Source organism: Balneolaceae bacterium (genome assembly GCA_034521445.1).
Lineage (GTDB): Bacteria > Bacteroidota > Rhodothermia > Balneolales > Balneolaceae > JAXHMM01.
In genome coordinates, this window is the sequence record JAXHMM010000006.1 from 279,736 (window position 1) to 298,225 (window position 18,490).

Below are 18,490 nucleotides of genomic sequence, written 5' to 3' on the forward strand. Positions count from 1 at the left end.
CGCCTATCCGTTGCTGACGCGCAGGTTGAAGGTGATGGTGACCTCTTCGCCGCTGCGTATGGTACCCAGCATGGCGGTGGGAGGACTCACCTCGAAGTCATTCATGTTCATGGTGTAGCTGCCTTCGAAGAGCCAGCCGTTCGCGTTTTGCTGTCCGCTCACCTGGAGGGTGACCGAGCGGGTTACGCCTGCTATTTGCAGGTCGCCGGTCACGTCCATCGTAACGGTGTTGCCGGAACCTCCGGTTTGCGCCGCATCCGTCAGGGTGAAACGGATCTGCGGGTGGTCGCCCCTCTTGAGGGCGTCGTAGATTTTACGGTTCATGGCTCCCTTGCCGCTTTCAATGGATGTGACGGGTACGGCAAAAGAGAGGCTGGTCACAGGCACCTCCGCGGCAGGATCCAGCGCCAGGGAGCCGTTTACCTCCTGTACCTCGCACTCCCAGTCATGGATGGTGGAGGTCCCGGAAATCTTCATCCAGCTCGATTCGCCGGATACCAGGTTGCGGTTCTGGGCCTCTGCGGAGGAGGCTATGGCTGTCATGAAGGCGATAAAGAAAAGGATGATGTTTTTCATAGGGGGACTCGGTTCATTCATGGATGCTTTGTCCCATGTACGTGCAATCTCCGTTCCAAACATCGCAATTATGACAATAAATATGCAATGTCCCCGGCCATAGACCTTAAATAGCCCGGACGGTGCTCTGGGAGGGTGATTGGCGAATAGACTATTTCAGGATAGGGCCGGCCCCGTCGCACCTTTCGTGCAGATACGCAAGCGGGCGGGCGTCCGGGTCGTGCAGAGGTGCAAGACCCGTCCCGGTGTGCAGGCGGCATACCCGCCGCCGCAGGCCGCAGACCTCTTTTTCCGGTTGCCGCACACTTTGGTACTCTCCTTGCATATAGTGGGGTGGAACCCGCGCTCCTTGCGGGACAACGCCATTCCAATTTTGAACTGTGATCATCAACCCACGCGCCATACTGATCGTCGAAAAGGAGCCCGTCATGCGGGAATCCCTATCGCTGATCCTGGAAGACGAAGGCTACCGCAGCCTGCCTGCGGCGGACGCCGGCGAGGCGATGGAGCATCTCGACCGCGAGCAGGTAGACCTGGTACTTCTTGACCTGGCGACGGGTCATGCGTGCCCGGAATCCCTGTTCCGGAAACTGCGCCGCCGGCGCCCGGAACTGCCTGTACTCCTGGTCAGCCAGTACGACGACCATGAGGTCCTGGTTCCGCTGATGCGTATGGGCGCCGCAGGTTACCTCTTCAAGCCCCTTGACTTCGAAGAGCTCATTGATCTCCTTCCCTCCTACCTGGCGCGCTAAATCTTCCCCTGCCTCTGCAACCCCTTCATCATCCCAAAGCTAAAGACCGCCCATAAACTTTAATATTAAATATTCATTGTTATACTATAGCCGAACCAGGAATAACGGAAGATCTGTATTTCCTATGAAGGTACTAACGAGCACCGTGGCACGCGTACTCTTTGCCCTGCCTTTTGGGGTTTTCGGCATTAACCATCTGATGAACGCGGGCAGCATGGCCGGCTATGTGCCCATTCCCGGCGGCGCCTTCTGGGTCTACCTGACGGGCGTCGCCCACCTGCTGGCCTGCGCCGCACTTCTGGTCCGTCAGAAGGTGCGCCTGGCCGGGCTTCTGCTGGGACTGATGCTGCTTATCTTCGCCCTCTCCATCCATCTTCCGGCGGTCATAGGCGGTAACATGGGCTCCCTGCCCAGTCTGCTCAAGGACCTGTCCCTGGCGGGTGCAGCCTGGATTTATGGCGGGACAGGCATCTGAGATGAAAGGAATACCGTCTTCTTCCGATGAGTAAGCCCTTACACTGAATGTACTTGACTCGGGCCTGCCGGCCACCGCACCGGCGGGCCTATTTTATATAGATGAGGCCTTCACAGATACAGCTGAAGCGGAGGTTTCGGAGGGTGGTGGGAATAAAAAAAAGGTGCCGCATGTTCAGATGCGGCACCTTTGATTATTCGAACGTTGGGATGGTGGTTACCTCCCAGGATGCGTTGCTCTAGAAGCTGATGACGGCTTCCATCATGATTCCGTTAAACTCGGCGCCGTCGTACTTGCTGCCGGACATGAAGCCGTTCCACTCCTGGCTGACGTACTCGACCTTGGCCAATACGTTTTTGGTCAGGAACCAGCCGCCCCCGATGTTATAGCGGGTGATGTCGAAGGAGCCGTCGGTCATGTTCTCGCCTTCAACCATGTTCCAGCGGAAGCCCAGGTAGACGTCTTCGGCGGAGCCGAAGCGGTAGAGCAGTTCTGCGCCGTACTGGTTGTATGAGCGGCTGTCTGATTCGGTGTTTGATTTACCGGTGGCGTTCTCGTAAAGCCCGTAGAACTCCAGTCCCCCGTACTTCACGAAGGGATTGACCATGACGGAGGTCATTTCGCCGTAGCCCGCAGGATCCGTGCGGCCGGGAGTGAAGCTGGGCGCGAAGCGTCCGCTTCGGAATCCGTCGTCCAGCACGTTGTAGTAGCGCGATCCCGCGCGGTCGCCCGAGTAGAGGTAGATGGAGGGCGACTGTCCCGTAGTATAAACCGAGCCGCTCAGGCGAAAACGGAAATCGTCGCTGAACTGGTTGTCGTAGGCCAGTTTGCCCAACACGGAGGCGTGGGTCTTGTACGTGCCCTCCAGGGTGCTCTGGTTGAGCTTGCCGTTGGTCAGCCCGAACATGGCCATCCAGGGACCGTCGTAGTAGTAGAGCTCCCCGCCCACCTCGGTGGTGAAGGAGTCCATGATGTAGTTGCCCACAAAGGGGTTGTGGATGGCCGACCCGTTGTCGGAGCGGCGGAAGTGGTTGTCGCCGTAGTTGTTCTCCATGTGGCCGATCTTGATGCGCACGTGGTCCATGACGCCGGAGAGCAGACCCTCCTGAATGAAGTCCAGGCGGTCGACCTGCATGTATCCGCTCTTGACATAGGCCTCGGTGTGGTGCTGTGAGGTCAGGTAGGTGCGCAGGTGCATGCGGAGCCCCTCGCCCAGGGCCACGTCCAGGTCAAGGTTGGAGGTGGCCAGGTTGAAGTTCGACTCCAATCCGGGAAGCGTGCCGAGCATGTTGTCGTGACGCAGTCCCTGGAACTGCAGGGCGTTGGAACCGCCTATGCGAACTACGACTCCGTCGAAGCCGATATTGGTCGTGAAGGGTGCCTCAAATTCGTTGAGTCCCCGCTGGTCGGGGGCGGTGAAGTATTGGAGATCCCGGTCGAAAACTTGACCGAAAGCACTTCCCGCCGTCACGAAGAGGGCCAGAAGCAGCGTTGAGATGATTGGTTTGAGAAGTTTCATGATGAAGCCTCGTGGTTTTTGGTTTGAATAATGGGATGTGACTGTTTCGTCAAGTTCGTTTCGCATCCTCCTGCCCGGTGTGGCCGGGTGGGTTTCATGCATGTGAGATACAAGGACCGTACCAAAGTTCTGTCCGCATGCCATATCTGCGAGAAAGTTGCGTCATCCTGGCCCAAGGCGCTCTAACCGGGGAAGTTATTATTAAAAATGACCAAATAAAGGCGCCGATTCAAGCGAAGGGCTGTAATAGCCGCGGCTGGTACTTCAGCCGCCTATGCAGGCGTGCAAGAAGGTCTGCAGGCCAATCGTGCAGGACTGCAAGAAGGATAAGAGCGGATCTCGGGAAGTCGCCGTCAGGCCGACTCCACCGCCGGCTTGCCGCGCTGCAAGATGGAGGGCATCAGTGCCCGCGCCTTCCGGAGCAGCCCGTCTGTGGTAATGTAGACCACCGGGATGAAGACCAGGGTCACCAGCGTGGATGCCGTAAGCCCTCCGATCACTACGCGCGCCAGGGCCGCCTGTATCTCCGCGCCGGCGCCCAGGCCGAAGGAGAGGGGCAGCAGTCCCAGCACGGTGGTAAGAGTGGTCATCAGGATGGGACGCAGGCGCAGGCGCCCGCTTACGATTACCGCCTCCCGCACGCCCATGCCGCGCTCGCGACGCATCAGATTGATGTAGTCGATCAGAACGATGGCGTTGTTGACCACGATACCGATGAGCATTACGATGCCCATCAGGCTCTGCATGTTGAGAGTAGTGCCGGTGAGCAGCAGGACGGGCACCACGCCTATGATGGCCAAAGGCACGGCGAACATGACGATAAGCGGGTCAAAGAAGCGTTCGAACTGGGCCGCCATCACCATGTAGATCAGCACCAGGGCCATGAGCACCGAAAGCTGGAAGTCGGCCGCGGCCTTCTCCTGCTCCTCGTACTCCCCTCCGTAGACGATGGAGAAGCCCTCGGGCAGCTCCAATGCGCCCAGCCTGGCCTGTATCTTCTCCACGGCCGTGCCCAGGGGCACGCCGCTCTCCAGGTTGGCGGTGATGAAGGAGACGCGCTGGCTGTTGATGCGGCTGATGGCCGTCGGCCCGCGGCCCATCTCCTGGGTTACTACGGCCGAGACGGGCAGAACCTGTCCATCGGGCGTGCGGATAGAGATATTCTCCAGGTCGGTGGCGCTTAGCCGGTCCTGCGGCTGCAGGCGTACATTGATGGGGTATTCGTCGCCGGCCATGCGGTAGACACCTGCCCGGCTGCCCCCGATATTGGTCTGGATGACCCGCGCCACGTCGTTTACCGAGAGACCCAGATCGGCGATTTTCTCACGATCAAAAATGAGGTTCTGCTCCGGGCGCCCCTCGCGGCGATCGATGCGTACGCCGGATACCTCGGGAATTTCCTCCATAAGCAGGCGTATCTGCTGGGAGATACGTGCGGCCTGTTCCAGGTTGTAGCCCCGGAGCTGCACTTCCACCGCCTCGCCCCCGCCCGATCCGAAAAGCCGGCGAAGGATCCAGAGTCCCGACTGCGCACTCACGCGTATGTCGCCGCCTGGGATGAGCCCCTGCAGGTTTTCGCGCAGTTCGTCGGCGATGGCTGAGGTGCTGCGCGAGCGCTTTCCGGCACTCACCATCGCGATTTCCACCTCCGCGTTGCCATTGCGCACCTCGGTGGTCAGGTGCTCCACGTCCTCCATCGGGAGGTTGGCGCGCACGATTTTTTCAAGTTCGAGGAGATATTCGTTCTGTACGGCGATATTGGTGCCCTGGGCCATCTGCAGGTTGACGCTGATCTCGTCGGCGTCCGACTGAGGGGCCAGCTCCATGGGGATGGTGCGGAATGCCAGAAAAGAACCGGCGACCAGTACGGCGGTGACGCCGAAGACCCAGGCGCGGCGGTCCAGCACCTTCTCGATAAGACGGCTGTACTGATCTTCCAGACGCCGGAAATAGCGCTGGAAACGACCTTTTTTGGCGCCGTCCCCCTCACCTTCCGGACGCACCGTCAGGAAGCGGCTGCAGAGCATGGGCACGAGCGTGAGGGCCACGAAGAGCGAGCATAGCAGGGCAAAGACCACCACCAGGGCCAGCTGCTGGAAGATCATGCCCGAAATGGTCTGCATGAAGACGACCGGCAGGAAGATCACCGAAGTGGTGAGGGTGGAGGCCACGATGGCCCCGGCTACCTCGCGGGTACCCACCAGGGCGCTGCTTTCAAGATCTTTGCCCTCCTCCTCACGCAATCGAATAATGTTTTCCAGCACCACGATGGCGTTGTCCACAATCAGCCCCACCCCCAGGGCCAGTCCCCCGAAACTCATCTGGTTAAGTGTCAGGTCGTTGAAATAGAGCAGCCCGAAGGTAGCGATGATGGAGATGGGGATGGAGACGGCGATGATGAAGGTGGAGGAGCCGTTGCGCAGGAAGAGGTAGAGGATGAACACGGCCAGCAGGGAGCCCCACAGGGCGGAGTTCTGCACGTTGTCGATCGAAGCCTGGATGAACTCGCTCTGGTCGGTGGTGATGAAAAGCTCCATGTCGTCGCGCTCGCCGTTGATGCGGTCGATCTCGCTGCGGATTTCCTCGGCCACGGCCACGGTGTTGGCGCCCGACTGCTTCTGGATGCCGAAGCGCACCATGGGCTTGCCGTCGATATTGACGATACGGCTCACGTCCTCGTAGCCCCAGTCCACCTGCGCTACATCGCGCACGCGGATGGGCTTGCCCTCCACGACGGATACGATGGTATTGCGGATCTGGTCAAGGTCCTCAAACTCGCCCAGGGTGCGTACGTAGAGTTGCTGCATGCCGGAGTTGACGTTGCCTCCCGGCAGGTTGACGTTTTCGCTGGCGATGGCCTGCTGCACCTGCGTCGAGGATAGCCCGCTGGCGATGAGCCGGTCCCTTTTCAGCTCTACGTGAACCTCGCGGTAGACACCGCCCCAGACGCCGATGGAGCCCACACCCGAAATCTGCTCGAAACGCTTGGTTACCTCCCGTTCGAGCACCTGGGTGAGTTTCTGCAGGTCCATGTCAGAGTTGGCCCCCACGATGACGATGGGGAAGTTGTTGGGATCGAATTTCCAGATCTGCGGCGGCTCGGCTTCCGGCGGCAGGTCGTCGCGCACCCGGTCGAGGACGGCGCGCACCTCGTTGGCCGCCACGTCCAGGTCGGAGCCTTGGGTGAACTCCAGGGTGACGCGGCTGCTTCCCTCGTCGGAACTCGAGCGCACCCGCTCCACACCGGGGATGCCGGCGATGGCATTCTCGATGCGCTGGGTGATGATCTTCTCCATCTCCTCGGGACCCACGTTCGAGTAGCTGGTGGATATGGTCAGCTGAGGGTATTCGATGGGCGGGAGCAGGTCCACCGGCAGGTAGCGGAAGGACATCACGCCCAGTACGATGACGATCAGGAATACCATCGTGGTGGCGATGGGACGTTTTACGGCGGTATTGGTAAGGGCCATAGCGGTGGAGACGTGAGGTTACAGGGTGGAGTTGGCCTGGTCGACGGAATCGCCGGCCTGCCGCTGTTCGCGAAGCACGCGGTTCAACAGGTCCTGCTGCTGCAGTCCCTGCAGGGCCAGAATGCGCTCCCAGGTGACGGTACGTACGCGGGCTGTGCCCCGCCCCCCGTAGAGCAGGTCCTGCCCGACGGTCACCACCCAGCTGCCGGGATCGATACCGGAGATGCCGACTTCCATGCGGCCGCGGGCGATAATCTCCACAGGTTGGAAGGTCACGTCCACGGGTTCGGTCAGCGGCGGCGGGCTGTTGGGGTCGTAGTCCTCCACAGGCTCGACCTCCGAGCCCAGGGAACGTGCCACGAAGACGCCGTTCTCCCCGGTGTTGGGATCGGAAAAGAGGGCGCTGGTGGGGATCAGGGTGGCCTGCCGGCTCTCCCCGTAGAGGATATCCACAGGCACAAACATGCCCGGCCGGAACCTGCCCTGCTGGTTGGCAAGGTCGATCTCAGCCTCGGTGCTCCGGGTGACGGGGTGCAGGAAGGGGGAGATGCGCGAGAGGGAGGCCGTGACGGACTGCAGGTTTTCACCCTCGCCGGTGTATATGCGGGCGGTCTGACCCGTTTCGATCTCCTCGAGCATGTTTTCGGTGAGCACCACCTCCACACGCAGGCGGCTCAGGTCGCCTATAATGAAAAGCTGTGTGCCGCTGCTCACCTGCATGCCCACCTCGGCGTTACGCTGTCCCAGCGTGCCGCTGACAGGCGCGCGGACCACCGTACGGGCTAGCACCTCCTGCTGCTCGGCGAGGGAGGACTGCGCCTGTTCCAGCTGGGCCTGAGTCAGATCCACGTCGGCTTCGGCAGAGGCCATCTGGGCCTGGAGAGTTTCCAGTTCGAGCTGGCTGCTCAGGTTTTCGTCGGCCAGGGCTTTGACGCGCCGGTACTGGGCCTCCAGCTCCTGAAGGCGTGCTTCGGCCTGCTTGAGCCGGGCTTGGGCGATACGCAATCCTGACCGGGCCTGCTCGACCTGCTCGCGGTACTGGGAGTCATCGAGGCGGACGAGGGGATCGCCCTCACGGACGCTCTCTCCGTTCTGAACCAGCACCTCGGCGATGCGGCCGTTGATCTCGGGGTAGAGGACCACCTGGTTGTTGGCGATGACCGTGCCGCTGAGCCGCTCGGAGAGGGGCAGGGAGCCGTATCGGGCCTGTACGGCCTCAACGGCGGGAATGACGTTGGAGGCGGCCATGGCGGCGGAATTCTGGGAGGTCTCTTCGCCTCCGCCTGCGCAGGAAACAAGAAAGGCCAGCGCCACCGGCAGCGTCCATAAATAGCGAAATTTCGGGAAGGCTGTCATAGAAAATAGATTGATGGAAGGGGGTTCAGGGGAATATCGCAGGTGGTGAAAAAAGGGTAACACCCAAGTTCGCCAAATTCGCTTCCATCCGCTTGTTAAATGATTTAAAAAGGGATGGATGATTGAAAAAAAATATTCGCACCACCCGGCAATCCGGTACGTACCAAAGGGGTGTAATGAAACCGCCGACCAATCGTCTATACCACAGCATGACAAAGACGGAATTCCAGAATTTGGTCATTCCCTCCAGGGACAAGCTGTACCGGGTGGCCCTTTCGCTGCTGCGCGACCGTCAGGATGCGGAAGACGCCCTGCAGGAGGTCTACCTGAAGCTCTGGAGGATGAGGAGAAAGCTGGCCGCCTACAACAGCGTGGAGGCGCTGGCGGTGACCATGATCAAAAACCTCTGCCTGGACCAGCTGCGATCCTACCGGAACCGCAAGCAGGACGGGCGGGAGCTTGAAACCATGAGCCTGTCCAGCGCAACGCGCTCTCCTGAGCGCAGCGTCGAGATCAGCGAGTCGTTGGAAACCATTCACCGGCTGGTGGGGGAGCTGCCCGACCGGCAGCGCATGATCCTTCACCTACGCGACATCGAGCACTACGAATACGAAGAGATTGCCGATATGACCGGACTGACGGTCAACAACATACGGGTGACCCTCTCCCGCGCCCGGAAAAGCGTGAGGGAAGCCTGGCAAAACCATCAGAATTATGAGCACAGAACGAATTAAACAGTTGCTGGATAAATACGCCGAGGGTGAAAGCACCCTTGAGGAGGAGCGCGAGCTGCGCGGGCTTCTGGCCCGCGAGGACCTGCCCGGTGAGCTGCGTGCCTGGCGCGACCTCTTCGATTATTACGGGGAGGCGGGCCGCGCGGTCCGCGAACCTTCCCTGGATCCCCTCGCCCGCATCGATTTCGGTGAGGAGGGGTGCGAAACGGCGGGGATCTCCTTTCTACCCGGCCTTACGGAGCACGGGCTGCGCCGCAGCCTGAGGGCTGCCGCGGCTGTCATACTCCTGCTTGCGGGCTTTGCCGGGGGGCTGCTGGTGAACCGGACGGGTGCCCCCGAGCTGACGGCCCTGCAGAAGGAGGTAAGCCAGATGAAAGAGGTGCTGGTCTACGGCTCCCCGCAGCAGACTTCCGCCAGCGAACGTATATCGGCCATCAATTTCTCCACACGGCTGCCCGCCGAGGGCGGGAATCTGGACCCGGAAATCCGGGACATTCTTGTCTGGGTGATGAACAGCGACCAGAGCGTGAATGTGCGCCTGGAAGCCGCCGAGGCGCTGAACCGCTACCGCGGGCAGCCCGAGGTGCGCCGGTCCCTGGTCAACACCCTCTCCCGGCAGGAGTCGCCGGTCATGCAGCTCACGCTCATTGACATGCTGGTGGAGATGAACGCCACCGGTGCCATCAACGAAATGCAGAAACTGCTCATGAAAGCGGACACCCGCGAAATGGTGCGGCCCGAACTGGAGGCCGCCATCGCCACCCTGAAGGGCGGCGACGGGGTCTGAACATTTTTTCCCGCCCAAAGCGGGGCCACCCGGATGAATATGACAACACAAAACAAAGACCAGATACAGCCATGAAAACCACAGCACGCCTTATTCTCTTCCTGGCCATGGGCCTGGGGGCTCTCATCCCCGCCCGGGCGCAGGAGTACACCCACGACCTGGGCAACGACACCAACCTGGCCATCGAGTTCGCCGTCTCGCAGAGCGACGTGGTCATCGAAGGCCACGACAGCGACCAGGTGGTCATCCGCAACCTTGACTACGACGCCCCGCCTGAGCGCGCCCAGGGCCTGCAGGCCATCTACGGCGGGGCCGAAGACAACACCGGTATCGGACTGTCGGTGAGCCGCGAGGGCAATACCCTTAAAATCACCCAGGCCAGCCGTGACGGCGGCGACTATCGCCTGATGATCCCCAACCGGGTACGCATCATGATCGAAGAGGTGAACTGGGGCGGAGGCGACGTGGAGATACGCAACCACGACGGGGAGATAGAAATCGCCTCCAAATCGGGCGACATGACCCTCACCAACGTCACCGGTCCCATTACCGCCAACAGCACCAGCGGCGACCTGGAGATCGTCTTCCGTGAGCTGAGCCAGCGCAACCCCACCTCCATCTCGCTGGTCAGCGGCTTCATCGACGTGACCCTGCCGCCATCTTCGCCCGCCAACTTCCACCTGAGCTCCGTCTCCGGGGAGATCTACACCAACCTGGACCTGCAGGTGGAGGGCGAAGAGGGCGAGGAGGGCATGCGCCTCTTCGGCACACGCAATATGAAGGCCACCCTGGGCGGTGGAGGGGTGGAAGTGGGTCTCAAAAGTATCAGCGGCGATATCTATCTGCGCGGAGCCGGGCAGTAGGCCCGACGCGCCCACACTACCGGGAATGGCCCGTCCCCTTCCGGGGAGGGCCCAACCGGTGTTCATCTCCATTCAACCTATGGACTTATGACTGCACCGAAATACTACCTGGCGCTGCTCCTGTTCTGCCTGGCGGTCCTTCCCGCCTCGGCGCAGCAGCGCACCGTGGAACGAACCTTTGCAATGGATGCCGGCGAGGAAGTCCGGCTGGAACTGAAATTCGGCAACGAGATTACGGTACGCGCCTGGGACCGCGACGAGGTCTCCTTCACGGCCACCGTGGAGATCAACGGGGGACGCCTTAACGAGGCGCTGCTGCTGGATTTTGACGAGGAGGGCGAAGGGCTGCGCATCGATTCCCGCTACGACAACGAACTGCTGCGGCAGGGCCACCGCGGCGACTGTCCCGACCGCGGATACACCACCTACAACTGGAGTGACAACAGGGAGGATGCCTGGGTCTGCAGCAGGATCAGCTACGTGGTGCATGTGCCGCGCGACGCCCCGATCATTATCGATACCATCAGCGGGGATATCCTCATGGAGGGGGTGCGCGGTCCCATCGAGGCGAAGTCGATCAGCGGCTTTGTAGACCTTAGCTGGCCCGAGCAGCAGGCCGCACAGCTCTCGCTGAAAACGATCAGCGGAGAGGCCTATACCGACCTGGAGTCCCTCACCTACCTGAACCGCAAGGACCGTCCGCCGCTCGTGGGCTACGAGCTGAAGGCGCGCATCGGGAGCAGCGGCCCCGCGGTGCGGCTGGAGTCGGTCAGCGGGGACATTTTTCTGCGGCGCGCATCCTAGGCGGCGATCGCTACTCCTCCGAGCCGCCGCTCAGGGGACCGGATCCGGTCACGCCGCCCGACCCGCCGGAGATGCCCTCCGACATCCTCTTGAAGGCGTCCATGAACTCCAGGGGAAGCGGCATAAACACGAAGGATGTGTTCTCCTCGGCTACTTCGTTCATGGTCTGGAGGAAACGAAGCTGCAGGGCGGCGGGAGCCGTCTGCATCATCTTGGCGGCCTCCACCAGCTGCTCGGCGGCCTGGAACTCCCCTTGGGCGTTGATCACCTTGGCGCGGCGGTCCCGTTCGGTCTCGGCCTGTCGGGCCATGGCACGCTTCATGTTTTCGGGAAGCACCACGTCGCGCACCTCCACCGACACCACCTTGATGCCCCAGGGATCGGTCTGCCGGTCGATGATCTCCTGTATGTTCTTGTTCACCTTTTCCCGGTTTGCAAGCAGCTCATCCAGCTCCACCTGTCCCACGATACTGCGCAGTGTGGTCTGGGCCAGCATGGAGGTGGCGTGGATATAGCGCTCAACCTGGATGACGGCCTTTTCGGTATCCACCACCCGGAAAAAGGTGATGGCATCGACGTTCACCGTCACATTGTCCTTGGTGATGACCTCCTGCTTGTCTACGTTGATGGTCAGCACACGCAGGTCCACCCGCTCAATTTTGTCGATGAAGGGAATGAGCAGGATCAGGCCGGGTCCCTTGACTTTAAGAAATTTTCCAAGCCTGAAAACTACGGCTCGTTCGTACTCCCTGAGGATCTTCAGCATCTGCGGCATCAGGATGGCCAGCAGCACGGCGATGGTGATAATCCATGTCAGGGCGTTAATTAAATCTCCGCTAGGTTCCATAATAACGGGTTCTTGGGTTGGTGTTTAACAATAGGGTTCAGGTACGTTCCTTCTCAGGTTCTCCGGCGGAGTGATCCCCGGCGATCTGCGCCGAACGGGGACGCGCCACTTTCAGCGTGAGTCCGCGGATCTCGGTCACGACACAGCGCTCGCCCTCGGCCAGCTCATCCTCGCTGACGGCGTTCCAGTATTCTCCTTTCAGGAAGACGCGTCCCTTTCCGCTGGTAATGGCGTCGGACACCTCGGCGGGAGCGCCAATCATCGACTCCCTGCCGGTGCGGTCGGGACTGAACTGTATGCGAAGCCCCTCCCCGACGATCCAGACAAAAAAGAGGGTGGTGAGGATGGTGGCGGGTATGAGCCATCCCCAGGAGAGCTCCATGGAGGCGGGCAGGTCCTGGAAGAGCATGAGCGCACCCAGGAAGAAGGATACGGCGCCGCCCCCGATCAGCAGCCCGAAGGCGGGGGTAAAGGACTCAGCTACGAAGAGCACCACCGCCAGGGCGATGAGGGCGTAACCCGCGACGTTGATGGGCATGGCCGAGGAGGCGTAGAGCACCAGGATAAGGGCGATGACCCCCGCCATGCCCGGTACGATGGCGCCGGGATTGGTTACCTCGCCCACGATGCCGTAGATGGCGATCATGGTGAGGATGAGCATGACTTCGGGGCGCAGGATAAAGCCGAGCAGGTTTTCGGCCAGGTTGGTGGGGATTTCGGTGATCCGTGCGTCGGCGGTCTCCAGGGTGTCGCCCGCCACTACGCGGCCGTCGATCAGGTCGAGCAGCTCGCGTCGGTCGGCCGCGATGAGATCCACCACGTTGCGTTCTACGGCCTCTTCGGCGGTGATGGACTCCCCGCTGCGCACCGCGGAAATGGCCCACTCGGCATTGCGGTCTCGCCGGTTTGCGATGGACTCGATATAGCTTTCCGAGTAGTTGAAAATCTTTTTCTGCATCACCGTATCGGTCTGGGCGGCGCCCCCGCCCGGACCCGACTGCACCGGGGAGGCCGCCCCGATGTTGGTGGCCGGCGCCATGGCGGCGATGTGTGCGGCCATGGTGATGAAGGTACCTGCGCTGGCAGCCGAAGCCCCTTCCGGCGAGACGTAGACCACGACCGGTAGATCCCCGGAGTCCAGGAAGGCCTGAACGATATCCTTGGTCGACTCAAGCAGCCCGCCGGGCGTGTCCAACTCCACCACCAGGCACTGGGCCCCCGCCTGCCGGGCCTCCGAAATCCCCCGTGTGATGTAATTGACGGCGGTAGGGGAGATGGTGCCGTCTACGCGTATCACGGTGACGAGGGGCTCCCCGCGGTCCGCGGCGGTGCTGTCGGGCTGGGCCGCCGCGGGTGACGCGAACCAGGCCGCGCCCAGCAGCGCCAGGCATCCTATGAGAAATCGCGTGTTCATGAGAGGTAGGGTGTATGGGTCTTTAATAAAGGCCTTTCCGCCCGCATTGCCAAGCCCGGGCGATGAGAGCGGCGTATGTCCGGTCCCACTATGATAAACCCCTATAACTCCGCTACCATTTCCTCCTTCAGGGCGCGCGTAGTCTCCTGCAGAATTTCAAGGGTGCGGCGCAGCGTGTCGTGGTGGGTGCGGTAGTGCAGCACGGCCATGCGCAGCCATACCGATCCCTCCATCCGGGTGGAGGAGAGAAACACGCGGCCGTCGGCGTGGAGGCGGTCCACCAGCCGGCGGTTGGCCTCGTCGGGATCGAGGCCTTCGGGTGTCCAGCGGAAGAGGGAGACCGAGAGCTGCGGTTCGGGTCCGGTCTCCATCTCCTGCCAGCCGCCGATCTCACGGTGAAACCAGCGGGCCAGCAGCAGTTTTTCCTCCAGGGCGGCGCGAAATGGAGCGGTGCCCAGCAGCTGCAGGGGCAGCCACAGCCTCAGTCCCCGGAAATGGCGGGAGAGCTCGGGCGAGAGATCGGCCGGGGAGAGCTCGTCGGTCTTCTTGAGGGTATCGCGCATATAGGAGGCACTCATATGCTGCGACTCGTAGAGGGTGCGGGAATCGCGCACAAGCAGCGCGCCGGAACCGTAGGGCAGAAAGAGTCCCTTGTGGGGATCAATGATCACCGAATCCGCGGAAGCGATGCCGCGCATGGCTTCCCGGCCGTAATCGGTTAGCAGGAAGGCACCCCCGTAGGCGGCGTCCACATGGAACCAGAGCCCCTGGTCGTCCGCCACCCCGGCCAGCGCCTCCAAGGGGTCCACCGCCCCCAGGTCGGTGGTGCCGGCGGAGGCGAATATCATCAGGGGCCGCAACCCCTCGTCCCGGTCATCCGCTACTTGCCTGCGAAGGGCGTCGGGCCGCATCCGAAAGCGCGCGTCCATGGGGACCTCGCGTACGGTGCATTCGCCCAGACCGGCAAAGCGGATGGCCTTCAGGGCGCAGTGATGCACCTGGCGGGTGGTATAAATGACCGCGCGGGGGAAATCCCCGGCCTGCAGCCCGGCGTGGTCGCGGGCCGCCACCAGGGCGATGAGGTTGGCCACTGATCCTCCGGACGTGAGATTGCCCCCGGCCCCCTCGGGGTAGCCTATCAGGTCGCAGAGCCAGCGCAGGCACTGGTTCTCCATGCGCACGGCTCCCGGCGAGGAGAAGAAGACGCCGGCGTAGCGGTTGGTGACGGCCGCCAGGAAGTCGCCCAGGGCCGAGGCGTAGAGTCCCCCGCCCGGAATATACCCCATGTGTCCCCCGGAAGCGGGATTCAGCCCGGGACGGTTGACCTCGCGGTCGATCAGCTCCAGCAGCCGGTCCATACCGGTACCCTGCTCCGTAATGGGCAGCTCCAGCAGGCCGGTCCCGTCCCCTTCCTCCTCGAAGGCCTTGCGCTCCGGCAGGCGGTCCAGCCAGTCTCCTGCATAGGAGGTCACGGCTTCGGTCCACTTCCGGCGCTGCTCCGGGGCGCATTCGAGTGGTGAGGCTTCATGCTGGAGCTGGCGTATGCGTTCTTCCATGGCGGGAGGTCGGCTGCGGTTGGGGGGGGCGAAAGGTAAGGCGCGCTGTCCAGAGAGACCAACCTCGTACAGCCGGTCCCGGCAGGCACAAGGCCTCAGCAGTGGTTATGAGACGTTGTCTAGCCGGCTTCACTACCGTCAAGGGGAAGTCCGGCGCTGCGCCATCCGGCGAGACCCTCCTCAAAGTCCCATACCCGTGTGTAGCCCATGTCGATGAGGGCTTCCGCGGCCTGGAGGGAAGCCTCGCAGTCGGCGTTGGCGCAGTAGACCACAATGGGCTGCTTCTTGTCCGGCGCCAGCCGCGTGATCTCTTCAATGTCGTCGGTCGGAACGTTCACCGACCCCGGGATGCGTTTGGCCTTGTAGGCCTCGCGCCCCAGCGTATTGATCAGTATCGGCCGGTTCCGGTTGTCTCCCAGCAATTCGTTCAGTTCGTCCGCTTCGATGTGTTCTACGGTATCGACCATAAGACGAGTTTTTTGGAGTTGAAAAGTGTTCCCGCATGGTCCTGTTAAACAGGCGGGCGAATGGTTACATTCCAGGCCTCCGGGACAAAACTTTACCCCGGCTTTGTACGTTATACAGGCAGGGCGCAGCGGGACGGAACAGCCGCGGCGCCGCGCAATATTCTCAAAACCAACCCATCTCCTACCGATGAACAGGAATTCCCTGAGAACCGTATTTCTGATGACCCTCGTGGCCGTGCTCTTCATGCTGGTCGGCCAGATCCTTGGAGGGTCCACCGGACTGATTATGGCTTTTGTGCTGGCCATGGGCATGAACTTTTTCAGTTACTGGAAATCGGACAAGATGGTGCTGCGCATGTACAAGGCGGAGGAGGCCGACCGCAGCAAACATGCCGATCTATACCGCATGGTGGAGGAACTCTGCACGCAGGCGGACCTTCCAATACCTACACTCTACGTGATTCCCCAGCGCCAGCCCAACGCCTTTGCCACGGGACGCAATCCCGAACATTCGGCGATAGCGGTAACGCAGGGTATCCTGGAGGCGCTCGACCGCGAACAGCTTCGCGGGGTGATCGCCCATGAGCTGGCTCATATCAAGAACCGCGATATCCTGATCCAGACCATGGTGACTACGGTGGTGAGCGCCCTCACTATGCTGGCGCAGATGGCCTATTTCATACCATTGGGCGGCAGCAGCGACCGCGGATCCAATCCCCTGGTAGCTCTGCTGGTGCTGATAACCGCCCCCATCGCAGCGACCATGCTGCAGGCGGCGATCAGCCGCACACGCGAGTACGAGGCCGACCGGGTGGGAGCTGAAATCTGTGGCAAACCGCAGAGTCTGGCCTCGGCGCTGGAGCGTATCGAAGATGCGGCCCGGCAGATCCCCATGAAGGTGTCCGACACCGCCATGCGCTCCACCTCCCATATGTTTCCCGTAAACCCCTTCAGCGGCAAAGGTATCATGAGCCTGTTCTCCTCTCACCCGCCCACGGAGGAACGGGTGGAAGCTCTCCGGGAGTTTGCCCGCACCGGGATCTATCCCACCGGCGGCTAGTTTCGACAGACCGCGGATTTCAGTTTTCTGCGGAGGTCGACAATCCCTGGGCGGGCGGGGTGAAGCGAACCACGGTGTTGTCCACCGGCTCGATGCTTTTCAGGTATACGTAGATAGCTCCCAGATCCTCCTCGTTCATGCCGGCATACATCTGCCAGGGCATGATGGTGTTGAATTCCCCCTCCTCAACCCTTGGAAGGGAGTCGACAGGCAGGTCGTACCGTTATTTTTCTCCTTCCTGGTATTGCTCCTTGTAGGCACTGGTGATACGCTGGTTCATGTGTCGCTTGTAGTTGCGGTACTCGTACTTCTTTACGGTGAATTCGGAGCGGAAGGTACCGTCATTGCAGGTTACCCGCAGCTTTTCGGGATGGTCGGTCTCCTCGATGGTTACCTGGATGGAACCCAGCTTGTAGGAATCGATTTCGGAAGCCATGGGGCTGCGGATGCGGTGAGTGTTTAAGACCACCCAAGATAAGGACTGCCCGCGACGAATTGAACCGGTACTCGCCCGGCTTTCATTTCCGGCACAGGCGGTGCTGCGGGGTACGTGAGATGATGGGTAAATGTCCATAATTCTTTGTATAGTAGGCCTTTGCAACGATAGACCTTACCATTTCTGTATGAGCGACAAACCTCGTATGACGGATGCTGCGACCAAGGCGAAGGCGGCCCTGCGGGTGATCGCAGGAACGCCGGCCGGGGAGGTGGCCGCCGAACTGGATGTTGAGCCCGGGAGGGTGGAGCGCTGGGTGGAAAAGTTGCGCCGGGACGCGCCCGCAACCTTTGAGGGGAATACATCCGATGCATACCGATCCCTTCTAGACTCCATCACGCGCAACGTACAGGAGGCCGTACTGCGCAGCACGCCGGAAGAAGGCCTGATCTACGTCAACGACGCCTTCCTGAAGATGTTCGGGTACCAATCGAAGGAGGAGGTCCTGAACACGCAGCCCGAAAAGTTCTACGCTGAGAGCGAGGAGCGCTGGGACCTGGTCAAGGAGATGCGCGAAAAGGGGCGCATCAGCAACGCGGAGGTGCGTTTTCGGCGCCGGGACGGCAGCGAATTCTGGGGCCTGGAAAACTCCATCCTGGTGGAGGTCGACGGACGCATCTACATCGACGGTATCGTACACGACATCACCGAGCGCAAGCGTTTTGAGAAACGAATCCAGGAGTCGCTAAGGGAAAAAGACGTCATGCTGGGCGAAATCCACCACCGGGTGAAAAACAACCTTGCCGTTATTTCGGGGCTGCTCTACCTGCAGGAGGAGCGCTCCGGCGACCGCACGGCAAGCAACCTGCTGCGGCAGAGCAGGAGCCGCATCAATTCCATGGGTATCGTACATGAGATGCTCTACAAGAACCGCACCTTTTCCAGCATCGACCCTGTAGAGTGCGTGGAGGAGCTGGTGGCGTACATCCGGTCGGACCTGGATCTTGTCGGAAAGGGGATGCAGGTGAAGGTGGAGGGCGGAGACATGCAGCTGGATATGAATACGGCGGTGCCCTTCGCGCTTATCCTGCATGAACTGGTGAGCAACGCCTTCAAATACGCTTCCCGTGGAGAGGACGAAGAGCCTGGCCTGCTGGAAATAAGTTTTTCTAAGGAAGGAGACCACTACCGCATGGTGATAGGCGACAACGGGCCCGGCATCCCCGACGGGGTGCTGGACAACCTGGAGCATGCGTGCTCCCTCGGGCTGTTCCTGGTTCATACCCTTGTAAACCAGCTCAACGGCGACATGGATGTGGAAGTGGACGAGGGCACGCGTTTCACCATCACTTTTCCCGGCTGAACGAAGCCGTC

18 protein-coding genes are annotated in these 18,490 nt (G+C 61.2%); 8 read left to right on the forward strand and 10 right to left on the reverse strand.

The genetic code is table 11. The annotated features are described in order from the left end of the window. Positions 1 to 3: 3 nt before the first annotated feature. Entirely contained in the window at positions 4 to 576 is a 573-nt protein-coding gene (locus U5K31_08460; protein MDZ7772754.1) for a YceI family protein, read from the reverse strand. Positions 577 to 956: 380 nt separating this feature from the next. Between U5K31_08460 and U5K31_08465 the strand changes: the two genes are divergently transcribed. Together U5K31_08465 and U5K31_08470 are read left to right on the forward strand one after the other, a co-directional pair. Continuing rightward, complete coding sequence (locus tag U5K31_08465; protein ID MDZ7772755.1) at positions 957 to 1,328, forward strand: response regulator; 372 nt, start codon at positions 957 to 959, stop codon at positions 1,326 to 1,328. A gap of 145 nt (positions 1,329 to 1,473) precedes the next feature. Beyond that, positions 1,474 to 1,803, forward strand: coding sequence for a hypothetical protein (locus U5K31_08470; GenBank protein MDZ7772756.1), 330 nt, complete (start codon positions 1,474 to 1,476; stop codon positions 1,801 to 1,803). 238 nt (positions 1,804 to 2,041) lie between these two features. Here U5K31_08470 and U5K31_08475 read toward each other — a convergent pair whose 3' ends face one another. The 3 genes from U5K31_08475 to U5K31_08485 all read right to left on the reverse strand — a co-directional run bounded on the left by U5K31_08475 (position 2,042) and on the right by U5K31_08485 (position 8,148). Next, positions 2,042 to 3,322 carry a hypothetical protein gene (locus U5K31_08475; protein MDZ7772757.1) on the reverse strand — a complete coding sequence of 427 codons (1,281 nt, stop codon included), beginning with the start codon at positions 3,320 to 3,322 and terminating at the stop codon, positions 2,042 to 2,044. Positions 3,323 to 3,675: 353 nt separating this feature from the next. Beyond that, a complete protein-coding gene (locus U5K31_08480) occupies positions 3,676 to 6,792 on the reverse strand; it encodes an efflux RND transporter permease subunit (protein MDZ7772758.1) in 3,117 nt (1,038 codons plus the stop codon). A gap of 18 nt (positions 6,793 to 6,810) precedes the next feature. After that, a complete protein-coding gene (locus tag U5K31_08485; protein MDZ7772759.1) occupies positions 6,811 to 8,148 on the reverse strand; it encodes an efflux RND transporter periplasmic adaptor subunit in 1,338 nt (445 codons plus the stop codon). Between the two features lie 209 nt (positions 8,149 to 8,357). Between U5K31_08485 and U5K31_08490 the strand changes: the two genes are divergently transcribed. The 4 genes from U5K31_08490 (at position 8,358) to U5K31_08505 (ending at position 11,336) form a co-directional block, all read left to right on the forward strand. After that, positions 8,358 to 8,882, forward strand: coding sequence for a sigma-70 family RNA polymerase sigma factor (locus tag U5K31_08490; protein ID MDZ7772760.1), 525 nt, complete (start codon positions 8,358 to 8,360; stop codon positions 8,880 to 8,882). Next, positions 8,863 to 9,669 (forward strand): HEAT repeat domain-containing protein, encoded by an 807-nt coding sequence (locus U5K31_08495; GenBank protein MDZ7772761.1) that lies wholly within the window; start codon positions 8,863 to 8,865, stop codon positions 9,667 to 9,669. Before U5K31_08490 ends, U5K31_08495 begins: the two co-directional genes overlap by 20 nt. 71 nt (positions 9,670 to 9,740) lie before the next feature. Then, complete coding sequence (locus U5K31_08500; GenBank protein ID MDZ7772762.1) at positions 9,741 to 10,532, forward strand: DUF4097 family beta strand repeat-containing protein; 792 nt, start codon at positions 9,741 to 9,743, stop codon at positions 10,530 to 10,532. 87 nt (positions 10,533 to 10,619) lie between these two features. Beyond that, the gene (locus U5K31_08505) at positions 10,620 to 11,336 is read left to right on the forward strand and encodes a hypothetical protein (GenBank protein ID MDZ7772763.1); all 717 of its coding nucleotides are present in this window, start codon (positions 10,620 to 10,622) and stop codon (positions 11,334 to 11,336) included. A 10-nt stretch (positions 11,337 to 11,346) separates the two neighbouring features. Here U5K31_08505 and U5K31_08510 read toward each other — a convergent pair whose 3' ends face one another. From U5K31_08510 to U5K31_08525, 4 genes are all read right to left on the reverse strand, one after another. Beyond that, positions 11,347 to 12,183 carry a slipin family protein gene (locus tag U5K31_08510; GenBank protein ID MDZ7772764.1) on the reverse strand — a complete coding sequence of 279 codons (837 nt, stop codon included), beginning with the start codon at positions 12,181 to 12,183 and terminating at the stop codon, positions 11,347 to 11,349. Positions 12,184 to 12,220: 37 nt separating this feature from the next. After that, positions 12,221 to 13,597, reverse strand: a complete 1,377-nt coding sequence (locus U5K31_08515) for a nodulation protein NfeD (GenBank protein MDZ7772765.1) — start codon at positions 13,595 to 13,597, stop codon at positions 12,221 to 12,223. 101 nt (positions 13,598 to 13,698) lie between these two features. Beyond that, a complete protein-coding gene (locus U5K31_08520) occupies positions 13,699 to 15,153 on the reverse strand; it encodes a pyridoxal-dependent decarboxylase (GenBank protein ID MDZ7772766.1) in 1,455 nt (484 codons plus the stop codon). Positions 15,154 to 15,272: 119 nt separating this feature from the next. Continuing rightward, entirely contained in the window at positions 15,273 to 15,620 is a 348-nt protein-coding gene (locus U5K31_08525; GenBank protein MDZ7772767.1) for a rhodanese-like domain-containing protein, read from the reverse strand. A gap of 187 nt (positions 15,621 to 15,807) precedes the next feature. Between U5K31_08525 and htpX the strand changes: the two genes are divergently transcribed. Continuing rightward, on the forward strand, positions 15,808 to 16,680 hold the full coding sequence (gene htpX, locus U5K31_08530) for a zinc metalloprotease HtpX (GenBank protein ID MDZ7772768.1): 873 nt from the start codon (positions 15,808 to 15,810) through the stop codon (positions 16,678 to 16,680). A gap of 19 nt (positions 16,681 to 16,699) precedes the next feature. Here the strand turns inward: htpX and U5K31_08535 are convergent, their stop codons facing one another. After that, a complete protein-coding gene (locus U5K31_08535) occupies positions 16,700 to 16,843 on the reverse strand; it encodes a hypothetical protein (protein MDZ7772769.1) in 144 nt (47 codons plus the stop codon). 60 nt (positions 16,844 to 16,903) lie between these two features. Next, positions 16,904 to 17,116 (reverse strand): hypothetical protein, encoded by a 213-nt coding sequence (locus U5K31_08540; GenBank protein ID MDZ7772770.1) that lies wholly within the window; start codon positions 17,114 to 17,116, stop codon positions 16,904 to 16,906. Positions 17,117 to 17,303: 187 nt separating this feature from the next. On the opposite strand from U5K31_08540, the gene U5K31_08545 reads away from it, so the two are divergent. Next, a complete protein-coding gene (locus tag U5K31_08545; GenBank protein ID MDZ7772771.1) occupies positions 17,304 to 18,479 on the forward strand; it encodes a histidine kinase dimerization/phosphoacceptor domain -containing protein in 1,176 nt (391 codons plus the stop codon). Positions 18,480 to 18,490 lie beyond the last annotated feature (11 nt).

Excerpts from the sequence above, each read along its gene's own strand:
- U5K31_08460 (MDZ7772754.1), bottom strand. The coding sequence starts at position 576 with ATGAAAAACATCATCCTTTTCTTTATCGCCTTCATGACAGCCATAGCC.
- U5K31_08475 (MDZ7772757.1), bottom strand. The coding sequence starts at position 3,322 with ATGAAACTTCTCAAACCAATCATCTCAACGCTGCTTCTGGCCCTCTTC.
- U5K31_08480 (MDZ7772758.1), bottom strand. The coding sequence starts at position 6,792 with ATGGCCCTTACCAATACCGCCGTAAAACGTCCCATCGCCACCACGATG.
- U5K31_08485 (MDZ7772759.1), bottom strand. The coding sequence starts at position 8,148 with ATGACAGCCTTCCCGAAATTTCGCTATTTATGGACGCTGCCGGTGGCG.
- U5K31_08490 (MDZ7772760.1), top strand. The coding sequence starts at position 8,358 with ATGACAAAGACGGAATTCCAGAATTTGGTCATTCCCTCCAGGGACAAG.
- U5K31_08495 (MDZ7772761.1), top strand. The coding sequence starts at position 8,863 with ATGAGCACAGAACGAATTAAACAGTTGCTGGATAAATACGCCGAGGGT.
- U5K31_08500 (MDZ7772762.1), top strand. The coding sequence starts at position 9,741 with ATGAAAACCACAGCACGCCTTATTCTCTTCCTGGCCATGGGCCTGGGG.
- U5K31_08505 (MDZ7772763.1), top strand. The coding sequence starts at position 10,620 with ATGACTGCACCGAAATACTACCTGGCGCTGCTCCTGTTCTGCCTGGCG.
- U5K31_08510 (MDZ7772764.1), bottom strand. The coding sequence starts at position 12,183 with ATGGAACCTAGCGGAGATTTAATTAACGCCCTGACATGGATTATCACC.
- U5K31_08515 (MDZ7772765.1), bottom strand. The coding sequence starts at position 13,597 with ATGAACACGCGATTTCTCATAGGATGCCTGGCGCTGCTGGGCGCGGCC.
- U5K31_08520 (MDZ7772766.1), bottom strand. The coding sequence starts at position 15,153 with ATGGAAGAACGCATACGCCAGCTCCAGCATGAAGCCTCACCACTCGAA.
- U5K31_08525 (MDZ7772767.1), bottom strand. The coding sequence starts at position 15,620 with ATGGTCGATACCGTAGAACACATCGAAGCGGACGAACTGAACGAATTG.
- htpX (MDZ7772768.1), top strand. The coding sequence starts at position 15,808 with ATGAACAGGAATTCCCTGAGAACCGTATTTCTGATGACCCTCGTGGCC.
- U5K31_08535 (MDZ7772769.1), bottom strand. The coding sequence starts at position 16,843 with ATGCCCTGGCAGATGTATGCCGGCATGAACGAGGAGGATCTGGGAGCT.
- U5K31_08540 (MDZ7772770.1), bottom strand. The coding sequence starts at position 17,116 with ATGGCTTCCGAAATCGATTCCTACAAGCTGGGTTCCATCCAGGTAACC.
- U5K31_08545 (MDZ7772771.1), top strand. The coding sequence starts at position 17,304 with ATGAGCGACAAACCTCGTATGACGGATGCTGCGACCAAGGCGAAGGCG.